Origin of the sequence: Roseicella frigidaeris, assembly GCF_003258945.1 — a bacterium.
In the GTDB taxonomy this organism is placed as follows: Bacteria; Pseudomonadota; Alphaproteobacteria; order Acetobacterales; family Acetobacteraceae; genus Paracraurococcus; species Paracraurococcus frigidaeris.
In genome coordinates, this window is record NZ_QLIX01000007.1 from 86,093 (window position 1) to 109,785 (window position 23,693).

The 23,693-nt window shown below is 73.5% G+C and carries 21 protein-coding genes; 11 read left to right on the forward strand and 10 right to left on the reverse strand.

The window, feature by feature from the left end:
• Position 1: 1 nt before the first annotated feature.
• The 5 genes from DOO78_RS11770 (at position 2) to terL (ending at position 6,471) form a co-directional block, all read left to right on the forward strand.
• Positions 2 to 1,882 carry a hypothetical protein gene (locus DOO78_RS11770; RefSeq protein ID WP_111469961.1) on the forward strand — a complete coding sequence of 627 codons (1,881 nt, stop codon included), beginning with the start codon at positions 2 to 4 and terminating at the stop codon, positions 1,880 to 1,882.
• Positions 1,882 to 2,322, forward strand: coding sequence for a hypothetical protein (locus DOO78_RS27470; RefSeq protein WP_165838852.1), 441 nt, complete (start codon positions 1,882 to 1,884; stop codon positions 2,320 to 2,322). The genes DOO78_RS11770 and DOO78_RS27470 overlap by 1 nt, the downstream gene beginning before the upstream one ends.
• Positions 2,323 to 2,415: 93 nt before the next feature.
• Complete coding sequence (locus tag DOO78_RS11780; RefSeq protein WP_111469962.1) at positions 2,416 to 4,734, forward strand: hydrolase; 2,319 nt, start codon at positions 2,416 to 2,418, stop codon at positions 4,732 to 4,734.
• A 5-nt stretch (positions 4,735 to 4,739) separates the two neighbouring features.
• Positions 4,740 to 5,054 carry a hypothetical protein gene (locus DOO78_RS11785; RefSeq protein WP_111469963.1) on the forward strand — a complete coding sequence of 105 codons (315 nt, stop codon included), beginning with the start codon at positions 4,740 to 4,742 and terminating at the stop codon, positions 5,052 to 5,054.
• Positions 5,029 to 6,471 carry a phage terminase large subunit gene (terL, locus tag DOO78_RS11790; protein ID WP_111469964.1) on the forward strand — a complete coding sequence of 481 codons (1,443 nt, stop codon included), beginning with the start codon at positions 5,029 to 5,031 and terminating at the stop codon, positions 6,469 to 6,471. Before DOO78_RS11785 ends, terL begins: the two co-directional genes overlap by 26 nt.
• 12 nt (positions 6,472 to 6,483) lie before the next feature.
• On the opposite strand, the gene DOO78_RS11795 is transcribed toward terL, so the two are convergent.
• Positions 6,484 to 6,708: a hypothetical protein gene (locus tag DOO78_RS11795; protein WP_111469965.1), complete on the reverse strand. Its 225-nt coding sequence runs from the start codon at positions 6,706 to 6,708 to the stop codon at positions 6,484 to 6,486.
• A gap of 70 nt (positions 6,709 to 6,778) precedes the next feature.
• Between DOO78_RS11795 and DOO78_RS11800 the strand changes: the two genes are divergently transcribed.
• From DOO78_RS11800 to DOO78_RS11810, 3 genes are read left to right on the forward strand one after another with little or no spacing between them, the layout of a single operon-like run.
• A complete protein-coding gene (locus DOO78_RS11800; RefSeq protein WP_111469966.1) occupies positions 6,779 to 7,111 on the forward strand; it encodes a hypothetical protein in 333 nt (110 codons plus the stop codon).
• Positions 7,108 to 7,584 carry a cell wall hydrolase gene (locus DOO78_RS11805; RefSeq protein ID WP_243634515.1) on the forward strand — a complete coding sequence of 159 codons (477 nt, stop codon included), beginning with the start codon at positions 7,108 to 7,110 and terminating at the stop codon, positions 7,582 to 7,584. Before DOO78_RS11800 ends, DOO78_RS11805 begins: the two co-directional genes overlap by 4 nt.
• A 38-nt stretch (positions 7,585 to 7,622) precedes the next feature.
• Positions 7,623 to 7,976 (forward strand): DUF952 domain-containing protein, encoded by a 354-nt coding sequence (locus DOO78_RS11810; RefSeq protein WP_111469968.1) that lies wholly within the window; start codon positions 7,623 to 7,625, stop codon positions 7,974 to 7,976.
• Positions 7,977 to 8,234: 258 nt separating this feature from the next.
• On the opposite strand, the gene DOO78_RS11815 is transcribed toward DOO78_RS11810, so the two are convergent.
• The 3 genes from DOO78_RS11815 to DOO78_RS11825 form a co-directional block, all read right to left on the reverse strand.
• A complete protein-coding gene (locus DOO78_RS11815; protein WP_111469969.1) occupies positions 8,235 to 9,572 on the reverse strand; it encodes a class I SAM-dependent methyltransferase in 1,338 nt (445 codons plus the stop codon).
• A 235-nt stretch (positions 9,573 to 9,807) separates the two neighbouring features.
• Positions 9,808 to 12,096, reverse strand: coding sequence for a putative bifunctional diguanylate cyclase/phosphodiesterase (locus DOO78_RS11820; RefSeq protein WP_128080040.1), 2,289 nt, complete (start codon positions 12,094 to 12,096; stop codon positions 9,808 to 9,810).
• 320 nt (positions 12,097 to 12,416) lie between these two features.
• Entirely contained in the window at positions 12,417 to 13,334 is a 918-nt protein-coding gene (locus DOO78_RS11825) for a DMT family transporter (RefSeq protein WP_207802875.1), read from the reverse strand.
• A gap of 113 nt (positions 13,335 to 13,447) precedes the next feature.
• Here DOO78_RS11825 and DOO78_RS11830 point away from each other — a divergent pair, with 113 nt between their 5' ends.
• Together DOO78_RS11830 and DOO78_RS11835 are read left to right on the forward strand one after the other, a co-directional pair.
• Positions 13,448 to 14,503: a quinone-dependent dihydroorotate dehydrogenase gene (locus DOO78_RS11830; protein WP_111469971.1), complete on the forward strand. Its 1,056-nt coding sequence runs from the start codon at positions 13,448 to 13,450 to the stop codon at positions 14,501 to 14,503.
• Positions 14,504 to 14,661: 158 nt separating this feature from the next.
• On the forward strand, positions 14,662 to 15,522 hold the full coding sequence (locus tag DOO78_RS11835) for a TIGR01459 family HAD-type hydrolase (protein ID WP_111469972.1): 861 nt from the start codon (positions 14,662 to 14,664) through the stop codon (positions 15,520 to 15,522).
• 24 nt (positions 15,523 to 15,546) lie between these two features.
• On the opposite strand, the gene DOO78_RS11840 is transcribed toward DOO78_RS11835, so the two are convergent.
• The 4 genes from DOO78_RS11840 to DOO78_RS11855 form a co-directional block, all read right to left on the reverse strand.
• Complete coding sequence (locus tag DOO78_RS11840; protein WP_128080041.1) at positions 15,547 to 15,780, reverse strand: hypothetical protein; 234 nt, start codon at positions 15,778 to 15,780, stop codon at positions 15,547 to 15,549.
• A 103-nt stretch (positions 15,781 to 15,883) separates the two neighbouring features.
• Positions 15,884 to 16,906 (reverse strand): GSCFA domain-containing protein, encoded by a 1,023-nt coding sequence (locus DOO78_RS11845; RefSeq protein ID WP_165838853.1) that lies wholly within the window; start codon positions 16,904 to 16,906, stop codon positions 15,884 to 15,886.
• A 99-nt stretch (positions 16,907 to 17,005) separates the two neighbouring features.
• Positions 17,006 to 18,424 (reverse strand): amidase family protein, encoded by a 1,419-nt coding sequence (locus DOO78_RS11850; RefSeq protein WP_111469975.1) that lies wholly within the window; start codon positions 18,422 to 18,424, stop codon positions 17,006 to 17,008.
• The gene (locus DOO78_RS11855) at positions 18,411 to 19,127 is read right to left on the reverse strand and encodes a pyridoxamine 5'-phosphate oxidase family protein (protein WP_243634516.1); all 717 of its coding nucleotides are present in this window, start codon (positions 19,125 to 19,127) and stop codon (positions 18,411 to 18,413) included. The genes DOO78_RS11850 and DOO78_RS11855 overlap by 14 nt, the downstream gene beginning before the upstream one ends.
• Before the next feature lie 118 nt (positions 19,128 to 19,245).
• Between DOO78_RS11855 and pdxR the strand changes: the two genes are divergently transcribed.
• Positions 19,246 to 20,808, forward strand: a complete 1,563-nt coding sequence (pdxR, locus tag DOO78_RS11860) for a MocR-like pyridoxine biosynthesis transcription factor PdxR (RefSeq protein WP_111469977.1) — start codon at positions 19,246 to 19,248, stop codon at positions 20,806 to 20,808.
• Here pdxR and DOO78_RS11865 read toward each other — a convergent pair.
• Entirely contained in the window at positions 20,790 to 22,019 is a 1,230-nt protein-coding gene (locus DOO78_RS11865; protein WP_243634517.1) for an aminotransferase class III-fold pyridoxal phosphate-dependent enzyme, read from the reverse strand. The two genes, pdxR and DOO78_RS11865, sit on opposite strands and share 19 nt — an antisense overlap.
• Positions 22,016 to 23,593 (reverse strand): ABC transporter substrate-binding protein, encoded by a 1,578-nt coding sequence (locus DOO78_RS11870; protein ID WP_111469978.1) that lies wholly within the window; start codon positions 23,591 to 23,593, stop codon positions 22,016 to 22,018. The genes DOO78_RS11865 and DOO78_RS11870 overlap by 4 nt, the downstream gene beginning before the upstream one ends.
• Positions 23,594 to 23,693 lie beyond the last annotated feature (100 nt).

Consider the following 23,693-nt stretch of genomic DNA (forward strand, 5'->3'; position numbering starts at 1 on the left):
GATGGTGCAAGCCCGCAGCCTGAAGACGAATTTCACCGCCGGGGAGCTGGCCTCGACCCTGCTCGGGCGCCCCGACCTGCGCGCCTATGCCAATGGCGCGCGGCGGCTGCGCAACGTCTTCATCCAGCCGACCGGCGGCGTGACGCGCCGGCCCGGCCTGCGCCACGTGGCGATGCTGCCCGGCGCCGCGAAGCTGATCGCCTTCGAGTTCAACACCGAGCAGACCTACCTGCTGGTGCTGACCGAGGGCGCGATGCAGGTCTTCGTCGGCGATGCGCCGGTCGCCACCGTCGCCGGCCCCTGGACGGCGGCGATGCTGCCGCAGCTCGCCTTCACCCAGAATGCCGATACCCTGCTGCTCTGCCATCCGGAGATGGTGCCGCAGCGGATCACCCGCACCAGCCACACGGCCTGGACCGTCGCGCCCTGGCGCTTCCTGAACGAGCCCTTCTTCCGCTTCGCCGACCCTGCCATCACCCTCGCCGCCTCGGCGACCACGGGCACGGTGACGCTGACCGCCTCGGCCGCGGTGTTCCAGCCCGGCCATGCCGGAGTGCGCCTCCGCCTCGGCGGCAAGCGCCTGCTGCTCGGCGCGGTGACGAGCGGGACGGTGGCGAGCGCCGTGGTCGAGGAGACGCTCGCCGGCACGGACGCCACCACCGATTGGGAGGAGGCCGCCTTCTCCCCGGTGCATGGCTGGCCGGCGACCCTCTGCTTCCACCAGGACCGGCTGGTGATCGGCGGCTCGCGCGACCTGCCGAACCGGCTCTGGCTGTCGCAGACCGGCGACCTGTTCAATTTCGACCTCGGCACCGGGCTCGACGACCAGGCGATCGAGTTCGGCCTGGTCTCCGACCAGGTGAACGCCATCCGCGGCGTCTTCTCCGGCCAGCACCTGCAGGTCTTCACCTCGGGTGCCGAATGGATGGTCAGCGGCGCGCCGCTGACGCCGGGCAGCGTCCAGCTCGACCGCCAGACCCGCGTCGGCTCGCCGGTCGCGCGGCTGGTGCAGCCGGTCGACGTCGATGGCTCGACCATCTTCGCCGCCCGCAGCGGCAAGGGGATCTACGAGTTCACCTATACGGACGTGCAGCAGCTCTACCAGGCGAACGACCTGGCCCTGGTCTCGCAGCACCTGGTGCAGGACCCGGTCGCCATGGCCTATGACCAGCGCCGGCGGCTGCTGCACGTCGCCATGGCCGATGGCAGCCTGGCGACGCTGACCCTCTACCGCGCCGAGCAGGTCACCGCCTGGTGCGCGCAGGCGACCGATGGCGCGGTCCGCGCCCTGGCGGAGATCGAGGGCGTGGTCTGGGCGGTGGTGGAGCGCGCCGGCACGCTGCGCCTCGAGCGGTTCGACGACGCGCTGGCGCTCGACGCCGCGCTCACCGGCAGCAGCGCGGCCGAGCAGGACCGCTGGACCGGCCTCGACCATCTGGAGGGCCGTAGCGTCGGCGTGGTCGCCGACGGCGCGCCCTATGGCGAGGCGGTCGTCGCCGGCGGCGCGGTCACGCTCGATCCGCCGGCGCAGGCCGTCCAGGTCGGGCTGCCCTTCACGCATGAGATCGAGCCGCTGCCGCCCGATCTCGGCGCCGCGGGCGGCACCGGCGCCGCGCCGCTGCGCCTGGTGGCGGTGACCTTCCGGCTGCTCGAGACCCAGGCGCTCGCCGTCGATCTCGGCCGCGGGCCGCAGCCGGTGCCCTTCCGCCGGCTCGACGCCACCATCCTCGGCACCGCGCCGCCGAGCTTTACCGGCGACGTCCGGCTGCGGGCGCTTGGCTGGCGGCGCGACGCCCTGGCGCCGCTCTGGCGCATCGCCGACGACACGCCGCTGCCCATGACGCTGCTTTCCGTCACCACCGATACGAGGATCTCGGACTGATGGCCGCACTCGCTTCCATCGCCACCCTGGTCGGGACCGGCGCCTCCCTCTACGGCAACGTCCGGCAGGCGCAGCAGCAGGCCGCGCTCAACAAGGCGCAGGTGCAGATCGCGCAGCAGCAGGAGACGGCGCGGCAGCAGGCGCTGCTGGCGCAGCAATCCGCCGATGCCGAGGCGCGCCAGCTCGCCCTGGCGAAAACCATCGCCACCACGCGGGCGCGGCTCGCCGGCTCGGGCCTCGCTGCCGATGGCGGCTCCGCGACCGCCCTCACCGCCGGGCTGACGCAGGAGGCGGCGGCCGAGCAGGACGCCGATGCCGCCACGCTGGCCGCCCGCCTCGCGCAGGGCCGCGTCAGCCTGCTGAACCCGGACGGCACCTTCACCGCCCTGTTGCAGAGCGGCCGCACCTTCGGCTTCGCGGCGAGGAGCCTGCTCGACTAGCCACGCCGCATCATCCGCCGCCGTACCCCCGATGGTGCGGCAGATGGGGGGACGCGGTCCCCCCAAGCCCCCTTCCAGGAGCCAGTTCGCCCGATGGACGAGCACATCAGGATCGGCGACGTCTCGCCGCGCGTGCAGTATCTGGCCGACGGCACCCAGGCCAGCTTCACCTACCCCTTCCCGATCTTCCACGCCGAGGACATCGAGGTGCGGCTCGACGGCCTCGTGGCGGCCGGCGGCTACCAGGTCGCCGGCGCGGGCGCCTCCGAGGGCGGCAGCGTGGTCTTCGACGCGCCGCCGGCGGCCGGCTGCCGCATCACCCTCCGCCGCGACCTTCCCGTATCCCGCACCAGCGACTTCCAGGCCAACGGGATCCTGCGCGCCCGGGTGCTGAACGACGAGCTGGACTACCAGGTCGCCGTGCTGCAGGAGGTCAAGGACGGGCTCTCCGGCGCGCTCCGGCTCGATCCCTCCGAGCCCGGCACCGGGACGGTGCTGCCGCTGCGCGAGGCGCGCGCCAACCGCCTGCTCGGCTTCGACAGCATGGGCGCGGTCACCGTCATCGACCGCGGCGAGGGCACGATGTCCGTGCCCTTCCCGGGTGGCGTGCCGCGCACGGTCGAGGACAAGCTCGCCGAGCATCTCTCGGCCCGCGACTTCGGCGCGGTCGGCGACGGCGCGGCGGATGACGGGCCGGCCCTGCAATCCGCGATGAACGCTGCCGCGGCCAGCGGCAAGTTCCTCGAGATCGGCGAGGGCCTGTTCCGCACCAGCATGCCGCTGCTGCTGCCGGGCGCGGCGGCCGGGCTCGTGATGCGCGGCACCATCCTCTATGCCGGCCCGCCCGGCCAGGCGGCGCTGACCCTCGGCGACGGGGCCGGCGCGAACAACCAGCGCAAGGCCTATCTCGGCCTCGGCGTCCTGCGCGCCATCCAGAGCGACTGGATCGACGAGGCGGATGTCGGCATCCGTATCCGCAACATCGATGCCAGCCGGGTCGAGATCCGCCGCGCCGAGCGCTTCACCATCGGCGTGCAGCTCGTCGGCGACGGCCGCGGCTGCGAGGACAGCGACATCCATTACGGCCGCGTCGCCGACAACCGCATCGGCCTCGACCTGCGGACCTTGACCGCAAACGCCTGGATGAATTCGCTGCGCCATCATGGCGGGCATTTCGCCTGCGCCTCGGCGACCAATCCCGGCATCGGCCGCTTCGGCATCCGGCTCTCGGCGGCGCCCGACGCCTACCGGCTGCACAATGCGCATCTCTTCCTCGGCCCGGGCTTCGAGCTGCAGCGCCAGGGCACGCCCGGCACGGTGGATGCCATCCCCTTCCTCGTCGAGGTGGATGGCCGCGGGCTGATCGCCGAGGGCGTGCGGATGGAGGCCTGCTCGCCCTATGTGGCGCGGCATACCGGCGGCTTCAGCGATGCGCTCTACCGCGTCGCCTATGTCGGCACCTACGGCTTCACCGGCTGCGGGGTGCAGTATTCCGGCGCCTCGCGCGCCGGCGGCACGGTGCTGCCCTTGCACCAGGCGGCGGCGGCGCAGGGCACGCCGCGGCTGGTGGCGGAGGCCGGCAATGTCCGCGCCCGCGCCTTCCGCTGGGATGCGAGCGGGATCGGCTTCGAGGGGATGGCGGTGCTCTCGGGCAATCCCGCCGGGCCGCCCGCGACGCTGAACGGCTTCTGCTTCCCGGGCCTCGACTCCCTCGGCCTGAATGCCGAGACGGTGACGCTGCCGACCAGCCGGGCGCTTGCCTTCGTGGTCGACTGCACCACCTGCAAGGAGTTCTTCCTCGCCGCCGAGGGCAGCGGCCTGCGGCCGATGGCGATGCAGTTCAGCGCCGCCGAGGCGGTGATGGACGGCAGCGCGCCGGTGCTCTGGTCGAACATGAACGCGGTCTGGCAGGGCGCGCCCTCCTATTGGTGGGAGGGCAATGCCGATCTCGACAGCCTGGTCGGCGGCCTGCCGCTGAACCGGCTGCAGCGGGTGACGCTGGCGCCGAATGCCGCCTTCGCGGTGATCGGCGTGCGCGGCGGCAATGCCAACGCGCTGCTGAAATCGCTCCGCCTCTATGCGCCGGCGACCGAGGCGCCGCAGGTGCTGGCCGGCGCCGGCCGGCTCTGGGGCAGCCGGGAGCTCACCGCCTCGCTGGCCTACGACCCGCCGAGCATCGCGGCCGGCGCCAGCGCGATGCAGGCCGTGGCGCTGCCCTATGTGCAGAACGGCGATTTCGTGCAGGCTGCCTTCGGCGGCCAGGCCTCGGCCTATATCGACTGGAGCGCCGCCGTCACCACCACCGGCGCCGCCGGCACGGTGACGGCGCGGGCGAGCAACCGACACGGCTCGCTGGCCATCGACCTCGCCGCCGGCACGCTCTTCCTGCGCGCCGTCAAGCCGAGGCTGTGACGGCCATGCGGCGCAGGCTGCCGGTCGAGATCGACATCGCCGCCGCGGCGCGGCTGGTTCTCGACAGCTATGTGGACTTCCTCGGCCGGCCGATGCCGGAGGCCGAGCGCGGCGACAGCAAGGCCTTCGCCGCACGCCACGCCGCCGCCCGCTCGGCGCTCGCGCATCTCGACCATCTCGAGAAGCTGGCCGAGGGCGATGGCGACACGGCGCAGCAGCAGGCGCTCGGCAGCATCCTGGCCGAGGCCCGCCGGCAGCTCGCCACGATCCCGGACGAGGCGATGGAGGAGGCGGATGGCGAGACCGGAGGAGACGCCTGACTTCCTGGAATTCGTCTGGATCTGGAACCATCTCCAGTCGCAGCAGACGCCGCAGCCGCATCGGCGCATCGCCCAGTGGCTGCAGGCCCGGCGCGACGCCGGCGACCAGCGGCTGCTGCTGATGGCCTTCCGCGGCTGCGGCAAGTCCACCCTGGTCGGGCTGTTCTGCGCCTGGCAGCTGCTGCGGGCGCCGGATACGCGCATCCTGGTGCTCGCCGCCGATCAGCCGCTCGCGGTGAAGATGGTCGCCCAGGTGCGGCGGATCCTGGAACGCCATCCGCTCTGCCGGCCGCTGCTGCCGGCCGGGCCGGGCGACTGGGCGATGGACCGCTTCACCGTCGCCCGCCAGGCGGTGCTGCGCGACCCCTCGATGCTGGCGCAGGGGCTGGGCGGCAACATCACCGGCACCCGGGCCGAGCTGATCATCTGCGACGACGTCGAGGTCGCCGGCAACTGCGACACCCTGGCGAAGCGGGAGGAGCTGCGCACGCGGCTGGCGGAATGCGAGTTCATCCTGGTGCCCGGCGGCACGCTGCTCTTCGTCGGCACGCCGCATTGCGCCGAGACGATCTACGCGCCGCCGACCGCGGAGGATGCCTTCCTGCGCGGCTACCGCCGGCTGACCCTGCCGCTGCTCGACGGGCAGGGCCGGAGCGCCTGGCCGGGACGCTTCACCCCGGAGGGGATCGCGGCGCTGCGCAGCCGCGTCGGGCCGCTCGCCTTCGCGCGCCAGATGCTGCTGCAGCCGGTGGCCGAGGCGGCGCTCCGGCTCGATCCGGCCCTGATCATCCGCTACGCCGAGGAGCCGGAGTACCGCGAGGCCGGCGGCCGGGCGCAGCTCTCGCTGCTCGGCCGGCGGCTGCTCTCGGGCGGGGGGTTCTGGGACCCGGCCTATGGCCGGCCGGGACAGGGCGATGCCAGCGTCCTCGCCGCCACCTATGTCGATGGCGAGACGAACCACTACCTGCATCGGCTCGCCTACATCACGCACGACCCGGACGGACCGCTCGACCCGGCGACGCAGCAATGCCGGGCGGTCGCGGCCATCGCGCGCGAGCTGCTGCTGCCGGCGGTGCGGGTCGAGACCAATGGTCTCGGCCGGTTCCTGCCGGCGCTGCTGCGGCGCGAGCTGGCCCGCGCCGGGGCGGCCTGCGCCGTCATCGAGCACAACAGCCGCCGCGCCAAGGCCGAGCGCATCCTCTCGGCCTTCGACCCGGCCCTCGCCGGGCGGCGGCTGCATGCGCATGAGGCCGTCTTCCGCACGCCCTTCCCGGCGGAGATGGCGGCCTGGCGCCCGGAGGCCGGCGCGGCGCGCGACGATGCGCTGGATGCCGTCGCCGGCTGCCTGCTCGCCGAGCCAGTGCGGCTGCCGCAGGTCAGCCCGGCGGCGCGCGGCCCGTCCTGGCGCGGCGGTTGAGGCACACCACCCTCAGGCGCGCCGCCGCATCACCTCGCGCGCATGCCGCGCGAGCCCGTCCGCCGTCGCCTCGTAGCGCCCGTCCTCGCGCTGCCGGGCCAGGCCCATCCCGCGCAGCCGCGCGAGGCAGGGGCCGTCCTTCAGCCCGTCCGGGCGGCCGTGCCTCCCCACCAGCGTGAGCCGGTGCAGGGCGGAGCGGCAGCAGGTCTCGAGATAGGGCTCGTTCCACTGTGTCACGGAGTTCGTCAATCCCGTCGCGTCCGCCGCAGGGTGGCCGCGACGGCCTCATGCTTCAAGGAGACCCGCCATGCAGATCGAGCCGACCTGGTGGATCACCGCCGTGGAGGCGCCCATCGTCGTCGCCCTCTTCACCATGCTCCACGGCCTGCGGCGTGACCTGCAGGACCGCATCGAGCGCGGCGACCAGCGGGAGAGCGACGTCGTCACCCGCACCCGCGACGACCTCGCGGAGTTCAAGCTCGAGGTGGCGCGCGCCTATGTGCCCCTCTCGCTCATCCGCGACGTCGACCGCCGGCTGTCGCAGCACCTGCTCCGCATCGAGGAAAAGCTGGAGGAGGTGAAGCGCTGCAGCGCCCCGGCCGGGCGCTCGCGCGGCGTGGTCGGGGAGGACGTGTCGTGACGGCGCCCGAGCTCCTGGCGCTCACCCTGCGCGTCGAGGCCGGCGATCGGCCGGTGCGGGCGATCGAGGCGCTGGCCGCGCTGGTGGTGAACCGGGCGCGGCTCGCCATGGCCGGGGCCGCGGAGCGGGAGCGCTTCGCCCCCGGCGCGCGGCCGGGCCTCGCTTTCCCGGCGCTGCTCGCCCGGGCCTTGCGGGCGCCCTTCCTGTTCGGTTGCTGGATGCCGCGGCATCCGCGCCGGGCGGCGCTGCTGGAGGCGGCGGACCGGCAGGATCCGGCGCTCGCCATCTGCCGCCGGGTCGCGGCGCGGGCCGTCGCCGGCGCCCTGCCGGATCCGACGGGCGGCGCGACGCATTGGCACGCGGCGGAAGTGCTGCCGGGCTGGGCGCTTGGTCAGGTGCCGGTGGCCGAGATCGGCGGGCTGGTCTTCTATCGCCTCGCCACGGCGGCGGGGCCGGCCCGCGCCGCCGCCTGAGGGTCGAGGGCGGGACCCACACAGGCTACAGAGGCGGCATGGACAGCATCATCTACACCATGGTCCGGGCCGCCGACTGGCGCGCGGCGGAACGGTGCGGCGCCTATCACGGCAGCGCCGACGACCGCCGCGACGGCTTCCTGCATTTCTCGACCGCGGCGCAGCTCCGCGCCAGCGCCGCGAAGCACCGGGCGGGCGAGGCCGACCTGCTGCTCGTCGCGGTCGAGGCCGCGGCGCTCGGCCCGGCGCTGGCCTGGGAGCCGGCGCGGAGCGGCCGGGCCGGCCTCTTCCCGCATCTCTACGGCGCCTTGCCGCTGGCCGCGGTGCGGGCGGCGACGCCGCTGCCGCTTGGCCCGGACGGGCTGCACCGCTTCCCGCCGGAGATTCCCTGAACACCGGTTCAGGAGAAGCGCCCCAGGCTTTTGTTTTCAGAGCATCTTCACCCGATCAGGTGACTCCACCTGATCGGAATCTGCTCCAGGCCCGCCGTCCTCCGGTCCGGCCGCGCGCCCTTCGCGCGACCCTGCTCGACGAGCGGCATCAGTCCCGGCAACCCGCTTGCCGCCCCGCGCGGCCCCCTCCACCGAGGCTCCGGCCCTTCACCGCCCCTGAGCCTTCACCGCCCTTGAGCCTTCACCGCCCTTGAGCCTTCACCGCCCCTGGGCCTCCGCCGCCAGGGAGGACGGCGCCGCCGTGCCGTCCGATCGTGGCGCCTGTTGCCGGTCCGCGGCGCGCATGAGGATGGCGACGTCCTGGCCATCATCCGAATCGGCATGGAGGCCCGACCACCCCCCCTTGAGGTAGGGCCGGGCAAGCCGCAACCCGGCCTGGGCAATCAGGCGGCGCATGGCGGCATCGGTGAAGGCAACGGCGCCGCGCGGATAGACCGGGTCGTTGGCATAGACGCCGTCGCTCAGGGGAATGTCGAATTTCGCCGCCCAGCCGGTGGTGCCCGCCCTGCGCGCCGCGGCAAGCGCCTCCGGCGTGTGCAGGAAGAAGGACGCATAGACCTTGCCGTCGGGCTTCAGCACGCGGGCGAACTCGCGCATGTAATGCAGCACCTCCTCCTCGAAGAGGTGGGTGAACACCGATGCCAGGAAGATCCGATCGACCGAGCCATCCGGCACCGGCAAGGCGAAGTCCATGGACCTCTTGCGGCCATGCGGATTGTAGAGCTCGTTTTCCGCGTCGAAATGGTGGAATGTGAAATTCAGGTGCCTGGGCGTGATGTTGTTCTGGCACCACAGGATGCTGTCTCGCGTGACGTCGATGCCGATGTAGCGGCCCGTCGCGTCCAGCAATTTCAAGAACTGCAGGGCATCGCGGCCGATGCCGCACCCCACCTCGAGCAGCGTCATGTCCGGGGCGAGGCCCGTGAAGCGGTCATAGAGCTCGACATGGCGCTGTCCCATCCAGCCGAACGTCTCCGGCCCGGCTCCGGTCAGCGAAATCAGATGGACGGGGATGCGGAACCCCTCGAACTCGAACAGCCCGTATCGCGCCGGCACCCTGATCGCGTGGCTCGGGACGGTGACGTTCACGTCGCCCCAGGTCACCGGGAACCCGGCTGCCTTCTCGATCGGCGTGACCTGCAGGAGGTCGCCGTCCTCGAAGCCAAAGGTCTCGAACGCCGCGGGATCGATCGACCAGCTCTGCTCGCCGCGGGTGATCCTGATCCGCACCGGCTCGCGCAACATCGCGCACTCGGCCTCAAGGGCTGCCTGCCTGGCCTCGAGCGTCGCGCAGGCAGCCTGCAGGCCCGTGCGCTCGGCGTCGAGGGGCGCGCCAGCAGGCTGGAGGGTTGTCGACTGGCGAAGCAGCTCGGCGTTGCGTTGCAGGAGTGCCGCGTGCTCCGCGGCCAGTGCCGCCCGGGCCTGTTCCAGCGCTGCCGATCGCTGGATCGTCTCCCGAAGAACGTCGTTCAACCGACGATAGGGAGGGCAAAATCGCAGCGCGGCCGCGCGCCCGAGCGCTCGAATGTTTCGCATCGGAATGCCTCATATCGGCTTCAATATGCCCCGATCATAAGACGAACGATGCGGCCGGAGACACAATTTCCGGCCTGCCAGCCTCGAAGCCCGGCCCAGGCGGCCCCGCTTCAGGGCGGGGGTTCGCGGCGTGGCGCCGAGGCACGATGCGCCTCCTGGCCAGACGGACGAAGCCGGCGGCGATGCGGCAGCGCTCCCCGCCCACCGACCGCGCGCGGCGGCGGCGCGGCCGCGCTCAGCCCCAGAGGAACCGCCCCAGCTCCGCCAGCGCCACCGGCCGGCCGAGATGGTAGCCCTGCGCCTCCGGGCAGCCGGCGCCGCGCACCATGGCGAGGTGCTCGGCCTCCTCCACCCCCTCGGCGGTCGCGGTCATGCCGAGCTCGGCCGCGAGCCCGGCCACCGAGCGGACGATCGCCAGGCAATCCGGCCGCCGCACCGCATCCCGCACGAAGGACTGGTCGATCTTGATCTTGTCGAAGCGGAAGACGCGCAGATAGGCCAGCGAGGCGTAGCCGGTGCCGAAATCGTCGAGCGCCAGCCGCACGCCCATGGTCCTGAGCTCGCGCAGCGTCGCCAGCACCGTCTCGTTGTGCTGCAGCAGCACGGATTCCGTGATCTCGAGCTCGAGCCGCTCGGCCGGCAGGCCGGCCTCGGCCAGGGCCTCGCGGACCAGGCGCGGCACCTCGCCGCCGATCATCTGCACCGGCGAGAGGTTGACCGCCACCTTCATCCCCGCCGGCCAGGTCGCCGCATCGGCGCAGGCGCGCCGCAGCACCCATTCGCCGAGTTGCAGGATCAGGCCGGATTCCTCGGCGACGGGCACGAACTCGGCCGGCGGGATCGGGCCGCGATAGGGGTGGTTCCAGCGCAGCAGCGCCTCGAAGCCGCTCGCCCGGTTGCGCCGCAGGTCGATGATCGGCTGGTAGGCGACCGCCACCCCGCTGCCGCTCAGCGCCTCACGCAGGTCGGCCAGCAGCAGCAGCCGGTTCTCCCGCTGCGTCGCCATCGGCGGCGTGAAGCAGCGGATGCTGCCCCGCTCCTCGGCACGGGCGCGGAACAGCGCCAGGTCGGCATGGCGGAGCAGCGCCTCGGCCTGCGGCGCCGGGCCCTGGCCGATGGCGATGCCGATGGTCACGCCGATGCTGGCGCGATACTCGCCGAGCGCGAAGGGCGCGGTCAGCGCCCTCCGGACCCGGCTGGCCATCACCATCGCCCGCGTCTGCGCATCCTCGCCCGGCAGCAGCAGGGCGAACTCGTCCCCGTCGAGGCGGGCCGCGAGGTCGCCGGGTTCGAGGCAGCCGAGGATCCGTGCCGCCGCCTCGCGCAGCAGCAGGTCGCCGACCATGTGGCCGAGCGCGTCGTTCACGCCGCGGAAGCCGTCGAGGTCGAGCGCCAGCACCGCCACCGGCGTCCCGGCCCGGCCCGCCTGCAGCAGCCGGTCCTGGAGGGCAGCGCGGTTCGGCATCCCGGTCAGCGGGTCGTGCAGCGCGAGGAAGCGGATGCGGGCCTCGGCCTCGCGCCGCTCGGTGATGTCCTCGAGGGTGATGGCCAGGCCGTCGCCGAGCCGGGTCGCGTGCAGGCGCAGCCAGACCATGTCCCGGCCGCGCCGGTGGCACTCCTCCGACCGCAGCGGCTCGCCCCGGGCCAGGACCTCGGCGAGGGCCTGGAGCAGCGCCTCGCAGCGCGGGTGCCCGGCCAGCAGCCGGCGCAGCGGCCCGCCCTGCACCGCCTCGCGGCTGGCGTCGAAGAGCCGGGCCGCGGCCGGGTTCAGGTAGTCGATGGTGAAGCCGGGACAGGCCGCCCCGGCCTCGCCATCGGGATGCACCAGCATGAACCCGTCCGGCAGGGCATCCTGCGCCGCGCGGAACTGCCGCTCCACCGTGGCCCGCGCCGCCTCGGCGGCGTGCAGGCCGGTGAGCTCGACCATGACCGTCACCGCGCCCACGACCTGCCCCGCCAGGTTGCGCAGCGGGCTCGGGAAGGCGGCGAAGGGGATCCGGCGGCCATCCGGTCGCTCGGCATAGACCCAGCTCCCCGGCGGCGGCCGTTGCCCGCGCAGGCAGAGCGCCGTGGCCGATTGCTCGGGTGGCACGGGGGTCCCGTCCGGGGCGAAGAGCCGCCAGGCACCGCACCAGTGCCGCTCCAGCAGCGGCGGCGACCAGCCCCAGAGCTCGGCCGCGGCGGCATTGTAGAAGGCGAGGCGGCCGGTGGCGTCGACGGTGCTGACCGCGATGCCGAGCGCCTCGATCAGCGCCCGCTCGCGCCAGCGCAGCAGGTCGCAGGCCTCGCCGGGGCAGGGTTGGCCCGTGGCCTCGATCGCGGCCAGCAGCGCCGAGGGCAGGGCCGAGCCGGGCGCGGCCAGGCTGGGCGCCGGGAGGGGCGAGACGGGATCGGCCTCGGTGTCGGGCGGGACGGGGCCGGCCTCGGGGCCGGGCGAGACAGGACCGGCCTTGGGGCCGGCGGGCGGCACGGACGCGCCGCTGCCCTCCGAGGCAGGAGGAGCGGCCCGGTCACGGGACAGCATCAGGCCGGGTCCGGGAAGGCGACGCATAGCTGGGCATTAATCACTGGAGAGTTATGTAATGCAATCGAATCCGATTGCCCGGCCGCATCGCTCGGCGCGGACGAAGTCGGCGGGACGCCCCATGCCTGCATGCGAACGGAACCGCCCCCCTTTGCCCCGCCCGCGGCGACCGGCGGAGCATCCCCGGCGGCCGTGGATCAGCAGGCCATCGAAAGCATGACCAATGTCCTGATCCCAACGGCCGCGACGACCGGGCAATCGGCCCCTCGGCGCCCAGGCCGGCCGGGGCGCGGGCCCAGCCCCGCCCGCCCGCCGCCGCATCACGCCTTGCGGAGCAAGCGCCCCGATCGGCCGCCCCCCGCGGGCCCGTCCGGCGGCCGGGCGAGCCCCGCCTGGCGCGCCCGCTCGCTCATCACGCAGGCGAAGACCACGACCGCGCCGCCGGCGAGCATCGCCGGGTCCGGCCAGAGCCCCCACAGGGCGAGGTCGAGGCCGACCGAGACCGGCAGCGCGACGAAGCCGTAGGGGCCAAGCCTGGCCGCATCGGCATGGCGATAGGCGGCGGCGGCCAGCACCACCGCGCCGCCGGCGATCACCCCGTTCAGGCCGAGCCGCAGCCAATCGGCCGGGGGCGGCGGCACCCAGTTCTGCGCCGCCAGCGGGGCGAAGATCAGCAATCCGGCGAGGCCCGGCCAGAGCAGCACGCCCGCCAGCCCCGGCTCGGCCCGCAGCCGCCGGTTCACCGTCTGGGTGACGGCGAAGGCCAGGGTGCCGATGGCGACGGCGGCATAGCCGGCGAGCGGCGCCTCCGCCCCGGCGGCCAGGCGCGGCGCCACGGCGAGCAGCACCCCGGCGAAGCCGACGAGGCACCAGACCCAGGCCAGGCGCGGCACCGGCTCGCGCAGCACCAGCGCGGCCAGCGCCAGGGTGAGGAGCGGCGCGGTGAAGAAGACGAGGTAGCCCGCAGCCAGCGGCAATTGCCGGAAGGCGAGGAAGAAGCTCGCGGAGGAGACCAGCATCGATGCCACCCGGACCGCGTGCAGCCCCGGCCGGCGGGTGCGGAGCGGCCCGCCGAAGCCCGGCCACAGCAGCCGGGCCAGCAGGAAGGCGGGCACCAGCACGACATGGCGCAGGAGGATCACCTGGCCGACGCCATACTGGCCGGAGAGCAGCTTGCCGTTCGCGTCCAGCAGGCTGAACAGCACGATGCCGGCCAGCAGCAGCGCCGGTCCCTTCACCGCCTGTCCTCCCCTTCCCCTGCCCGCTTCTCGGCGCTGCCGCTGCGCCGGTCAACCGCCCGCGCGCGTCCCGGGCTTCCCTTGGCGGCATGGCTCGGGCATTCACCGCGGCAATGACCCCGCGCCTGGCCTCCGCCCTCCTGCCGCTGCTGCGGCGCCTCGATGCCGAGACGGCGCATGGGCTGGCGCTGCGCGCCCTCGGCGCCGGCCTCGCCGGCCGCGACGCCGCGCCCGATGATCCGCGCCTCGCCACCGAGGCCTTCGGGCTCCGCTTCCGCAACCCGATCGGCCTCGCCGCCGGCTTCGACAAGAATGCCGAGGCGGTGCTGCCGCTGATGCGGCTCGGCTTCGGCTTCGTCGAGGCCGGCACCGTCACGCCGCGGCCGCAGCCGGGCAATCCCCGGCCGCGGCTGTTCCGGCTGGAGGAGGACCGGGCGGTCATCAACCGCATGGGCTTCAACAATGCCGGGCTCGAGGCCTATCGCCGGCGCCTCGCCGGCCTGGCGCGGCCGCTGCCCGCGGTGCTCGGCGGCAATATCGGGGTCAACAAGGAGGGCGCCGAGCCGCGGCGCGACTACCCGGCGCTCTATGCCGCCCTCGCCCCGGTGGTCGATTACGTCACGGTCAACGTCTCCTCGCCCAACACGCCCGGCCTGCGCGACCTGCAGGGCGAGGAGCGGCTGGCCGAGATCCTGGATGCCATCGCCGCGGTGCGGCGGCCGGGCGATCCGCCGCTGCTGGTCAAGATCGCGCCCGACCTCGCCGAGGCGGCGCTGCCGCCCCTCGTCGCCGCCTGCGCGGCGCGCGGCGTGGCGGGGCTGATCGTCTCCAACACCACCATCGCGCGGCCGGACAGCCTGCGCTCGCCGCATCGGGGCGAGGCGGGCGGGCTCTCCGGCGCGCCGCTCCTCGCCCGCTCCACCGAGATGCTGCGCGCCTGCCACCGCGCCGCCCGCGGCACCGGCCTCGCCCTGATCGGCGTCGGCGGCGTCGCCTCGGGCGCCGAGGCCTATGCCAAGATCCGCGCCGGCGCCGCGCTGGTGCAGCTCTACACCGGCTTCGCCCTGGCCGGGCCGGCGCTGATCCCGCGCCTCAAGCGCGAGCTGGCGGCCTTGCTGGCGCGCGACGGCATCGCGCATGTCGCGGATGCGGTCGGCCGGGATGCTTGATGTCCCCACGAAGCCGCTGCGCGTCTTCGCGGCAGCCCCATGGCGTCCCCTCCTGCCCCAGAGACGTCACGGCCTGCCGAGGCGAAGCCTCGGAAGGGCAAGGGGCAGCGATGGCTTCAGCGGGCGCCGCCCGCCCCACCTCTCGACAGGATGTCCCGATGCAGATCCTCGACGGCATCGCCCCTCTCGCCGATCGCTACGACGGCTACGTGCTCGATCTCTGGGGCGTCGTGCATGACGGCAAGCGGCCCTATCCGGGCGTGCCGGAGGCGCTCGGAGCGCTCAAGCGCGCGGGCAAGCGCGTCGTCTTCCTGACCAATGCGCCGCGCCGGTCCTGGTTCATCGCCGGCATGCTGGACCGCATGGGGCTCGACCGGGCGCTCTATGACGGCATCATCTCCTCCGGCGAGCTCGCCTGGCGGATGCTGAAGGCGCGCCGGCATCCCTGGTTCGCCCGGCTCGGCCCGCGCGCCGTCCATATCGGCCCGGAGCGCGACCTCTCGGTGGTGGAGGATGGCGTGGCCGAGCTGGTGGCGGACCCGGCCGCGGCCGATTTCCTGCTGAACACCGGCCCCGACCCGGAGCGCGGCTCGGAGGATGCCAGCGCCTATCTGCCGGCGCTGGAGGCGGCGGCGCGGCACCAGCTGCCCATGCTCTGCGTCAACCCGGACCGGCATGTGATGGTGGGCGCGGAGCGGCTGATCTGCGCCGGGGCGCTGGCCGATCTCTACAAACCGCTCTGCGGCGACATCTTCGAGGTCGGCAAGCCCGACCCGGCGGTCTACGACCCGGTGCTGGAGCTGCTCGGCATCGATGACCGGCGCCGCGTGGTGGCGATCGGCGACACGCCGCACACCGACCTCGCGGGGGCGCAGGCGGCGGGGCTGGACGCGCTCTGGGCCCTGACCGGTCTCGCCCAGCATGCGCTCGGCGACAGCCCGACGGCGGAGACGCTGCGCCAGGTGGCGCTGCGGGAAGGCGTCGATCCCATCGCCGCCCTCCGCGCGCTGCGCTGGTAGGGGCGCCGCGACGGCGCGGCCGCCTCAGGCCGTGGCGTCGGGCGCGCGCTCGTCCTCGACCGGCCGCGGCATGCCGCGCTGGCTGATGACGATCATGCAGGTGGCGGCGACCATGAAGGCGAGCGCGGCCAGGTCGCCGAGATGATAGCCGGTGCCGAGCCGCTCCCGCCCGAAGATGGCGAGGCCGCCGAGCACCGCCATGGCAATGGTCCAGGGCCACAGATACTGGCCGATATGCGACATGATTCGTTGGGCCATGCGTCGGACGTTCCTTCTTTTGGATGGCGACGACGCGTGATCTACCAGCCAGGCCGTGTATCTGGGGCGTTACATGCCTCAACTCGGCGGGAGTGGCGCTGCGTCAGCGCAGGGCCAGCTCCGCATTGGCCTTGCGGGTCTGCTGGTAGAGCTCGGTCATCTCGCGCAGGCTCGTCCCCGAGCGGCAATGGACGGCCTCGAACAGCCGCATGATGAACTGGATGATGGGACGGTGCGGGTGCCGGCCATCCTGCTCGTAGCGGGAGAAGAAGAGGTCGGTGATGATCTCGTAGGAAGGCCAGTAGAACAGGTCGCGGTTCAGGCAGGGCCCGGCCTCGCGCAGCATCTCGTCGAGCGCGGCGCGGAGGATCGCCTTCGACGCCGAGTTGGCGGAGATGCACCCGACCGGGCGGAAGGTCGCCGCCAGCGGGACGGGCGACAGGGTGAACAGCAGCTTGGCGTCCGGGACGTGGCGACGGACGAGCTCGTGGATGCGCAGCAGGGCGGCCTTGGTCTCGGCCATGCTGCAGACCCGGAAACGGTGCCGGCCGGGATCGTAGTGCTCGACCGGGACGGCGCGCCAGAACACGCCGCCGGTTTGCTCGTCGTACCAGACCTCGGACAGGCCGAGGGTGATGATGAAGAACTGGGTGTCGAGCAGGGCGCTGCGCGTGCGGGTGCGCACCGTCTCGGTGGCGCCATACTGCTCGGCCTTGTAGCCGTGCCAGAGCCCGTCCGGCGGCTCGACGCCCTCCAGCGCCCATTCGAGCTGGCCGAGCAGGCTGTGGACGTTCACCAGCCCCTCGCCCATCGAGGACAGGTAGATGTCCGGCGCCCGGTCCTTCGAGGTCGTGTAGCCGATGCCGCGGAGATGGTTGGTGATGTTCTCCGCGAAGCAGGACCCGAAGGCGGTGATCCTGGTGTCCCTGTCGATGGAGGGTTCGTCCGGCATCCAGCCCCGGAGCAGGAATCGCTCGAGGAAATCGGGCGAATGATGGTCCTTGAGGTAAGGGTTGAAGTTGCAATTCTCGCCCCGGAAGAACGAGGAGCCGATCGACTTCGCAATCTCTCCCTTCGGCGTATGGGTCAGGGTCTCCTGACGGCCGAAGCTTCCCAGAATGGTCATGCCCGCGATCACCCCGCTGCGGCCTGCCATTGAAATGGCGGACAGGCCGCAGCGGATATACTCAATCCTGAGTATATCTTGTATCGAAATTTATCAATCTCAGGGAGCGGCTCCGCCCGTTGCGTGCGAGGGCTGGAAGGGTTGCGCCTCCAGGAAGCCGGCGGCAGCCCGCAGCACCAGGCTGTCGGCCAGGCGCGGCCCGGCGAGTTGCAGCCCGACCGGCAGGCCCGCCTCGGTGCGGCCGCAGGGCAGCGAGACCGCCGGGCCGTGCGACAGGTTGAAGGGGTAGGAGAACTCCGCCCAGACCAGCCAGTCCCAGGGATGCGGCTCCCAATGCGGCGGCCGCTGCAGCCCGACCGGGAAGGCGGCGACCGAGGCCGAGGGCGTCGCCAGCAGGTCGAAGCCGGACTCCGCGAACCAGGTGTTCACCGCCGCCGCATAGGCGAAGCGGCGCCCCTGCGCGGCATGGCCCTGCATGAAGGTGAAATCCCGATAGGCCTCGGTGCAGGCGACGAGGCCGGGATCGGTCGCCTCCCGCGCCGCCGCATCCTTCGGCAGGAAGGGGCGGAAGGCGGTGCCCCAGATGTCACGCTCCAGCGCCGGGCCCTCCGGCCCCCAGGGCGGCGTCACCTGCTCCACCACCGCGCCGGCGCCCTCCAGCGCCCGCACCGCGCCGGCGACCAGCGCCGCAACCTCGGGATCGACCCGGGCATGGCCGAGATCGGGGCTGTAGGCGATGCGCAGCCCCCGCAGCCCGCCCGGCGGCACCTCCGGCGCGAAACGCTCGCCGAGGGTGGTGTGGTCCAGCGGATGCGGCCCGGCCATGACGGAGAACATGAGCGCCGCATCGGCGACGCTGCGGGTGATCGGCCCGGCATGCGAGATGGCGCCGTTGTTCGGCACTGGCGCATAGGGCACGCGGCCATAGGTCGGCTTGAAGCCGACCGCGCCGCAGAAATGCGCCGGCAGGCGGATGGAGCCGGCGCCGTCGGTGCCGAGATGCAGCGGCCCGCAGCCCGCGCCGGCCAGCGCCGCGGCGCCGCAGGAGGAGCCGCCCGAGGTCACGCCGTGCTGCCAGGGATTGTGCGTGGCGCCGGTCAGCGGGTTGTGGCTGACGGCGGTCCAGCCATGCTCGGTCGAGGTGGTCTTGCCGAGGATGATGGCGCCGGCGGCGCGCAGCCGGGCGACCAGCGGCGCATCGGCCGCGGCCGGCGCCGGATCGGTGAGGCGGGAGCCGCGCCGCGTCGGCAGCCCCTCCACCGCCTGCACGTCCTTGATCGTCACCGGCACGCCATGCAGCGGGCCGAGGGCCTCGCCCCGCGCCAGCGCCGCCTCGGCCGCCCGCGCCGCATCGCGGGCGCGTTCGGCATCCAGCGCGACGAAGGCGTTCAGCCGCGGCTCCCAGGCCGCGATGCGCGCCAGCACCGCCTCCACCACCTCGACCGGCGAGGCACGCTTCCCGCGCACCATCGCCGCCAGCTCGACCGCCGAGGCGGTCGCCAGATCACTCGTCGCCATAGAGCCTATGCTGGCTCTCCAACAGGATTTCGTCCAGCCGCCGCCCCTCGGCGAAGCCGGCCAGCCCATCCGGCGTGGCGACGCCGGCGGGCATGCGCGGGCAGGGCTCGGCGGCGCCGATCACCTGCCGCACCGGGAAGCGCGCGGCATAGATCGGCAGCGCGTAATCCTCCTCCTCGTCGGCCACGCCCTTGCTGCGGATCTTGCCGGAGGCCTGCTCGATCCGCATGCCGATGACGGTGGTCGCCTTCAGCTCCTGCCCCGTGCTCGGCCGCAGCGTCGCCGCGCGGTCGGGGTAGAAGCGGTTGATCATGACGTCGAGGGCGCGGGCCTTCTCCGCCGGGTCCTCGACGAAATAGGCCTCCCCGAAGCACATGGCGGAGCGGTAGTCGACCGAGTGGTTGAAGCCGCAGCGCGCCAGCACGAGGCTGTCGAGATGCGTCACCGTCAGGCAGACCGGGATGCCGGCCTTCTGCTTGCGCAGCATCCGGCTGGCCGAGGAGCCGTGCCAGTAGAGATGCTCGCCCTCGCGCCAGAAGGCGGTCGGGGTGCAGTAGGGCTGGCCGTCGATGATGTAGGCGATGTGGCAGATCATCGCCGCATCGAGGATGGCGTGCACCGAGGCATGGTCGTAGCGCCCCCGCTCGTGCAGGCGGCGGACCTTGTTGCGTTCGGTGACGGGATAGGCCTCGGGCGGGCTCACGGTATCTGGCATCTGGCTGACCTGGAGCGGGTTGCGTCGCGCCCATTCAAGCGCCAGGATTGGACCGGCGCGAGGGCCAATCGATGCCGAATTCACTGGTCCAATCCAGCCCCACCCCATGCCCCACGATCTCGGGCTGATCCTGCCGGCGCCGGAGCGCGGCAGCGGCGTGCCGGTGCTGCGCCAGCTCTACCTGGCGCTGCGCGGCGCCATCCTGGCCGGGCGCCTGCCGCCCGGGGCGCGGCTGCCGGCCACCCGGGCGCTGGCCGAGCAGCTCGGCCTCGCCCGCAACACCGTGGTCGCGGCCTATGACCAGCTCCTCGCCGAGGGCTTCATCGAGGGCCGGGTCGGCGCCGGCAGCTTCGTCTCGCGCGACCTGCCGGAGGCGCCGGAGCTGCCGCCCGCGCGCCGGCCCCCGGCCCCGCCCGCCCCGCCCGCCGGCAGCCTCGCCGAGGGGACGGTGCCGGAGGCGCTGGCCGCCCGACCCTTCAACACCGGCCGCACCGGCTGGGACGCCCGCTCGCAGCGCATCTGGCGGGCGCTCTCCATCCGCCGCCTCGCCGCCCCCGACCCGGCGATGTTCGGCTATGGCGACCCGCGCGGCAGCCGGGCGCTGCGCGAGGCGATCGCCCGCTATCTCCGCGCCGCCCGCGCCGTGCGCTGCGACCCGGACCAGGTGATGGTGACGGCCGGCGCGCAGCAGGCGATCGACCTGGTGCTTCGGGTGCTGCTGGCGCCGGGCGACCCGGTCTGGGTGGAGAATCCCTGCTACCCGGCGCTGCGCGGGGCGCTGGAGGCGGCCGGGGCGCGGCTGGTGCCGGTGCCGGTGGATGCGCAGGGGCTCGATGTCGCCGCCGGCATCGCCGCGGCGCCGGCGGCGCGGCTCGCCTATGTCACGCCCTCCTCGCAATATCCGCTCGGCGTCGTGCTCTCCATGGCGCGGCGGCTGGAGCTGCTGGCCTGGGCGCGCCGCGCCGGCGCCTGGCTGGTCGAGGACGACTACGACAGCGAGTTCCGCTATGCCGGGCGGCCGCTCGCCTCGCTGCAGGGCATCGATGAGGCGGGGCGGGTGATCTATGTCGGCACCTTCAGCAAGGTGCTCTTCCCCGGCCTCAGGCTCGGCTATGCGGTGCTGCCGCCGGCGCTGCTTGGCCCGGTGCAGGCGGCGCGGCTGCGCAGCGACTGGCACCCGGCGACGCTGGCCGAGGGCGTGGTGACGGATTTCCTCGAGGAGGGGCATTTCGCCCAGCATCTCCGCCGCATGCGCCTGCATTACCGCGCGGCGCGGGACGGGCTGGTGGCGGCGCTGCGGGCGGCGCTGCCCGACCGGATCGCGGTCGAGCCGCCGGAGCAGGGGCTGAAGCTGCTAGCCCGGCTGCCGGATGGCGGCGACGACGTCGCGGTGGCCGAGGCGGCGGCGCGGCGCGGCGTGGTGGCGCGGCCGGTCAGCCCGATGTATCTGCGCCCCATGGACCGGGGCCCCGGCGATCCGGCCGCGCCGCCGCCGCTGCGGGCGCTGATGCTCGGCTTCTCCGGCTACGAATTGGCGGCCCTGCGCCGCGCGGCGGAGGGGCTGGCGGCCGCCTTCGATCAGGTCCCATCGGCCTCCGCCGATCAGGTCCCATCGGCCTCCGCCGATCAGGTCCCATCGGCCTTCGCCGATCAGCCCCCCTCGGCCTGAAGCCGCGCCACCGCCTGGAAGCCCGGCTCGGCGGCGCGCAGCACCGCCTCGATATCCGCCTCGGTATGCGCGGCGCAGAGGAACATGTTGTGCCGCGGGTGCAGATAGGCGCCGGCCTTGAGCGCCGCGGCGCAGAAGGCGCGGCCGAGCCGGACATCCTCGTCGCCCTCGAAGAGAAAGAGCGGCATGGCGGGCGGCCCGGATTGCCGCAGCCCGACATTGAAGCCCCGCGCCCGCTCGGCGAGGCCGGCGCGCAGCCGCTCGCCGAGCGCCGCCAGATGCCCCGGCACGTCGCGCCGGCCGAGTTCCTCGAGCGTCGCCAGCGCCGCCGCCATCGGCACCGCTGCGCACCAGAAGGAGCCGGTGACGAAGACCCGCGCCGCCGCCTCGCGCAGCGGGTCGCTGCCGGTGATGGCGGCGATGGCATGGCCGTTGCCGAGCGCCTTGCTGAAGGCGGCGAGGTCGGGCCGCACGCCGAACCCCTCCCAGCTGCCGCCCGGATGCAGGCGGAAGCCGGCGCGCACGTCGTCGAGGATCAGCGCCGCGCCGCGGCGGTCGCAGAGCGCCCGCACCCCGCGCAGGAAGGTCGGGTCCGGCATCTCCTGGTCGACGACGTTGTCATGCCGGAAGGCGGTGAGGATGACGCCGGCGAGGTCGCCGCCGGCCGCATCCGCCGCCGCCTCCAGGCTCGCCAGGTCGTTGTAGCGGAAGCGGTGCTGGTGCGCGCGATCCTCCGCCGTCACCCCCTCGCGCACCGGCGTGCACCAGGGCAGCGCGCCGTGATAGGAGCCCTCGGCCACCAGGATGGCGCGGCGGCCGGTGGCGGCGCGGGCGATGGTGACGCAGGCGGTGGTGGCGTCCGAGCCGTTCTTGGCGAAGATCGCCCAATCGGCATGGGCGATGCGCTCCACCAGCCGCTCGGCCAGTTCGACCATCACCGGCGCCGGGCCGTTCATGGCGTCGCCGAGCGCCGCCTGCCGCGCCGCCGCCCGCTCCACCGCCGGGTCGCGATGGCCGAGCAGGATCGGCCCCCAGGCGCACATCAGGTCGACATAGCGCGTCCCGTCGGCATCCCAGACATGCCCGCCCTCGGCGCGGGCGAAGAATTGCGGATAGCCCTCCGGCATGCGGCCGGCATGCATGTGCCCCCACATGCCGCCCGGCACGACGCGCGCCGCCCGGGCGCGCAGCGCGGCGTCGATCCCGCTCACAGATGCGCCTCCCAGAACATCGGATAGGCGGCGCGCGGCACATCCTTCAGCCGGTCGCGGATGCCGGCGGGGATGGTGAACTGCCCCCACATCACCGCCGGCACGTGCCGCACCTCCGCCGCCTGGATCGCCTCGGCCAGCCGCCGCCGCTCGGCGGCGTCGCCGGCCTGGGCGAAGTCGCGCAGCAGCGCCTCCACCTCCCGGCTGCAATCCCAGCCCGGATAGTCGGCGCAGGTGTTGGAGGTGTAGAAATGCGTCAGCGGCGAGAACATGTCGGTGCCGTTGGCATAGACGGTGAAGAGGTGCCAGCCCTCCCGCTTGCCGCGGCGGGCGAGCAGCGTGCCCCAGTCCATCGCCTGCTCCTCCACCGCGAAGCCGGCCTGCTGCATGCTCTGGATCATCACCTGCGCCGCCGCCTGGCTGATGCTGCCGGAGACGGTGAGGAAGGCGAGCTTCTCGCCGCGATACCGCGTCGCCGCCAGCATGCGCTTCGCCTCGGCCGGGTCGAATGCCATCTCCGCCGTGCCGGCCCGGCTCTCGAGCGGCGCGCTGCAGAGGAAGAAGGCCGGGCAGGCGGGCGCGCGGTAGCGCTCCGGCACGCCGATCGCGGTCAGGATCGCAGCCTGGTCGGCGCAGCGCCAGAGCACGCGGCGGATCTCCGGATCGTCCATCGGCGGCGCGACGTGGTTGATGCGGAAATTGCCCTGGAACATGTGGATGCCGCCGAGCCCGACCAGCCGCACCCCGCGCGCCTTCTCGAGCCGCGGCAGCAGGTCGAAGGGCAGGTACTGCATGTAGTCGATCTCGCCGGCCATCAGCGCCGAGGCGCCGGTCGCCTGGTCCGGCATGACCCGCAACGCGATGGCCGGCAGGTGCACGCGCTTGCCGCCGGCGAGGAAATCCGCCGGCTCCTCGCGCGGCACATAGCCCTCGAAGCGCTCCAGCACCATGACATCGCCCGAGCGCCAGTCGGCCGGGCGGAAGCGGAAGGGGCCGCTGCCGATCGGCTCGCGGATGCGCTGCTCCACCGGGACGCGGGCCAGCCGCTCGGGCAGCATCACCGGCAGCGGCGCATTCGGCTTGCCGAGCACCTCGAGCACCATCGGGAAGGGCCGCGACAGCACCAGCCGGAAGCTCCGCGCATCCGTCGCGGCGAGCGTCGCCTTGGCCGCCCAGAGCATGCGCCCGAGGCTGTCGCGCGGCGCCCAGCGCTCCAGGCTGGCGACGCAATCCTGCGCCGTCACCGTCCCGCCATCGTGCCAGCGCAGGCCGGGGCGCAGGCGGAACTCCCAGGTCAGGCCATCGGCGCTGCGCTCCCAGGCTTCGACCATCTGCGGCCGGATCATGCCCTCGCCGTCCATGCTGAACAGCGTGTCGAAGACATGCGAGGCGAAGGTGCGGGTGATGGCCGCGGTCGTGGCATGCGGGTCGAGGATGACCACCTCGCTCTCCAGCACCAGGTTCACCGGCGCCGCCTGCGCCCGGGCGCCGGAGCGAAAACCGGGCAGCGAGAGGAAGGGCAGCGCCAGCCCGGTGCCGAGCGCCGCCCGGCGCGTCATCGCCAATCCCCGCATCGCTCGTCTCCCGGCTGCCCTTGGCGGAGAGGCTAGTCCGATGCCGCGGACTGGCAAGCGCCCCCGCTTGGCGGGCCGCGGCGCCACGGCCATGCTGCCG

Bases quoted from the DNA above. Each gene is read 5' to 3' on its own strand.
- DOO78_RS11840 (WP_128080041.1), bottom strand. From the start codon at position 15,780: ATGGCCCAACGAATCATGTCGCATATCGGCCAGTATCTGTGGCCCTGG.
- pdxR (WP_111469977.1), top strand. From the start codon at position 19,246: ATGCCCCACGATCTCGGGCTGATCCTGCCGGCGCCGGAGCGCGGCAGC.
- DOO78_RS11820 (WP_128080040.1), bottom strand. From the start codon at position 12,096: ATGCTGTCCCGTGACCGGGCCGCTCCTCCTGCCTCGGAGGGCAGCGGC.
- DOO78_RS11780 (WP_111469962.1), top strand. From the start codon at position 2,416: ATGGACGAGCACATCAGGATCGGCGACGTCTCGCCGCGCGTGCAGTAT.
- DOO78_RS11850 (WP_111469975.1), bottom strand. From the start codon at position 18,424: ATGGCGACGAGTGATCTGGCGACCGCCTCGGCGGTCGAGCTGGCGGCG.
- DOO78_RS11800 (WP_111469966.1), top strand. From the start codon at position 6,779: ATGCAGATCGAGCCGACCTGGTGGATCACCGCCGTGGAGGCGCCCATC.
- DOO78_RS11770 (WP_111469961.1), top strand. From the start codon at position 2: ATGGTGCAAGCCCGCAGCCTGAAGACGAATTTCACCGCCGGGGAGCTG.
- DOO78_RS11815 (WP_111469969.1), bottom strand. From the start codon at position 9,572: ATGCGAAACATTCGAGCGCTCGGGCGCGCGGCCGCGCTGCGATTTTGC.
- DOO78_RS11845 (WP_165838853.1), bottom strand. From the start codon at position 16,906: ATGACCATTCTGGGAAGCTTCGGCCGTCAGGAGACCCTGACCCATACG.
- DOO78_RS11870 (WP_111469978.1), bottom strand. From the start codon at position 23,593: ATGCGGGGATTGGCGATGACGCGCCGGGCGGCGCTCGGCACCGGGCTG.
- DOO78_RS11830 (WP_111469971.1), top strand. From the start codon at position 13,448: ATGACCCCGCGCCTGGCCTCCGCCCTCCTGCCGCTGCTGCGGCGCCTC.
- DOO78_RS11810 (WP_111469968.1), top strand. From the start codon at position 7,623: ATGGACAGCATCATCTACACCATGGTCCGGGCCGCCGACTGGCGCGCG.
- terL (WP_111469964.1), top strand. From the start codon at position 5,029: ATGGCGAGACCGGAGGAGACGCCTGACTTCCTGGAATTCGTCTGGATC.
- DOO78_RS11835 (WP_111469972.1), top strand. From the start codon at position 14,662: ATGCAGATCCTCGACGGCATCGCCCCTCTCGCCGATCGCTACGACGGC.
- DOO78_RS27470 (WP_165838852.1), top strand. From the start codon at position 1,882: ATGGCCGCACTCGCTTCCATCGCCACCCTGGTCGGGACCGGCGCCTCC.
- DOO78_RS11785 (WP_111469963.1), top strand. From the start codon at position 4,740: ATGCGGCGCAGGCTGCCGGTCGAGATCGACATCGCCGCCGCGGCGCGG.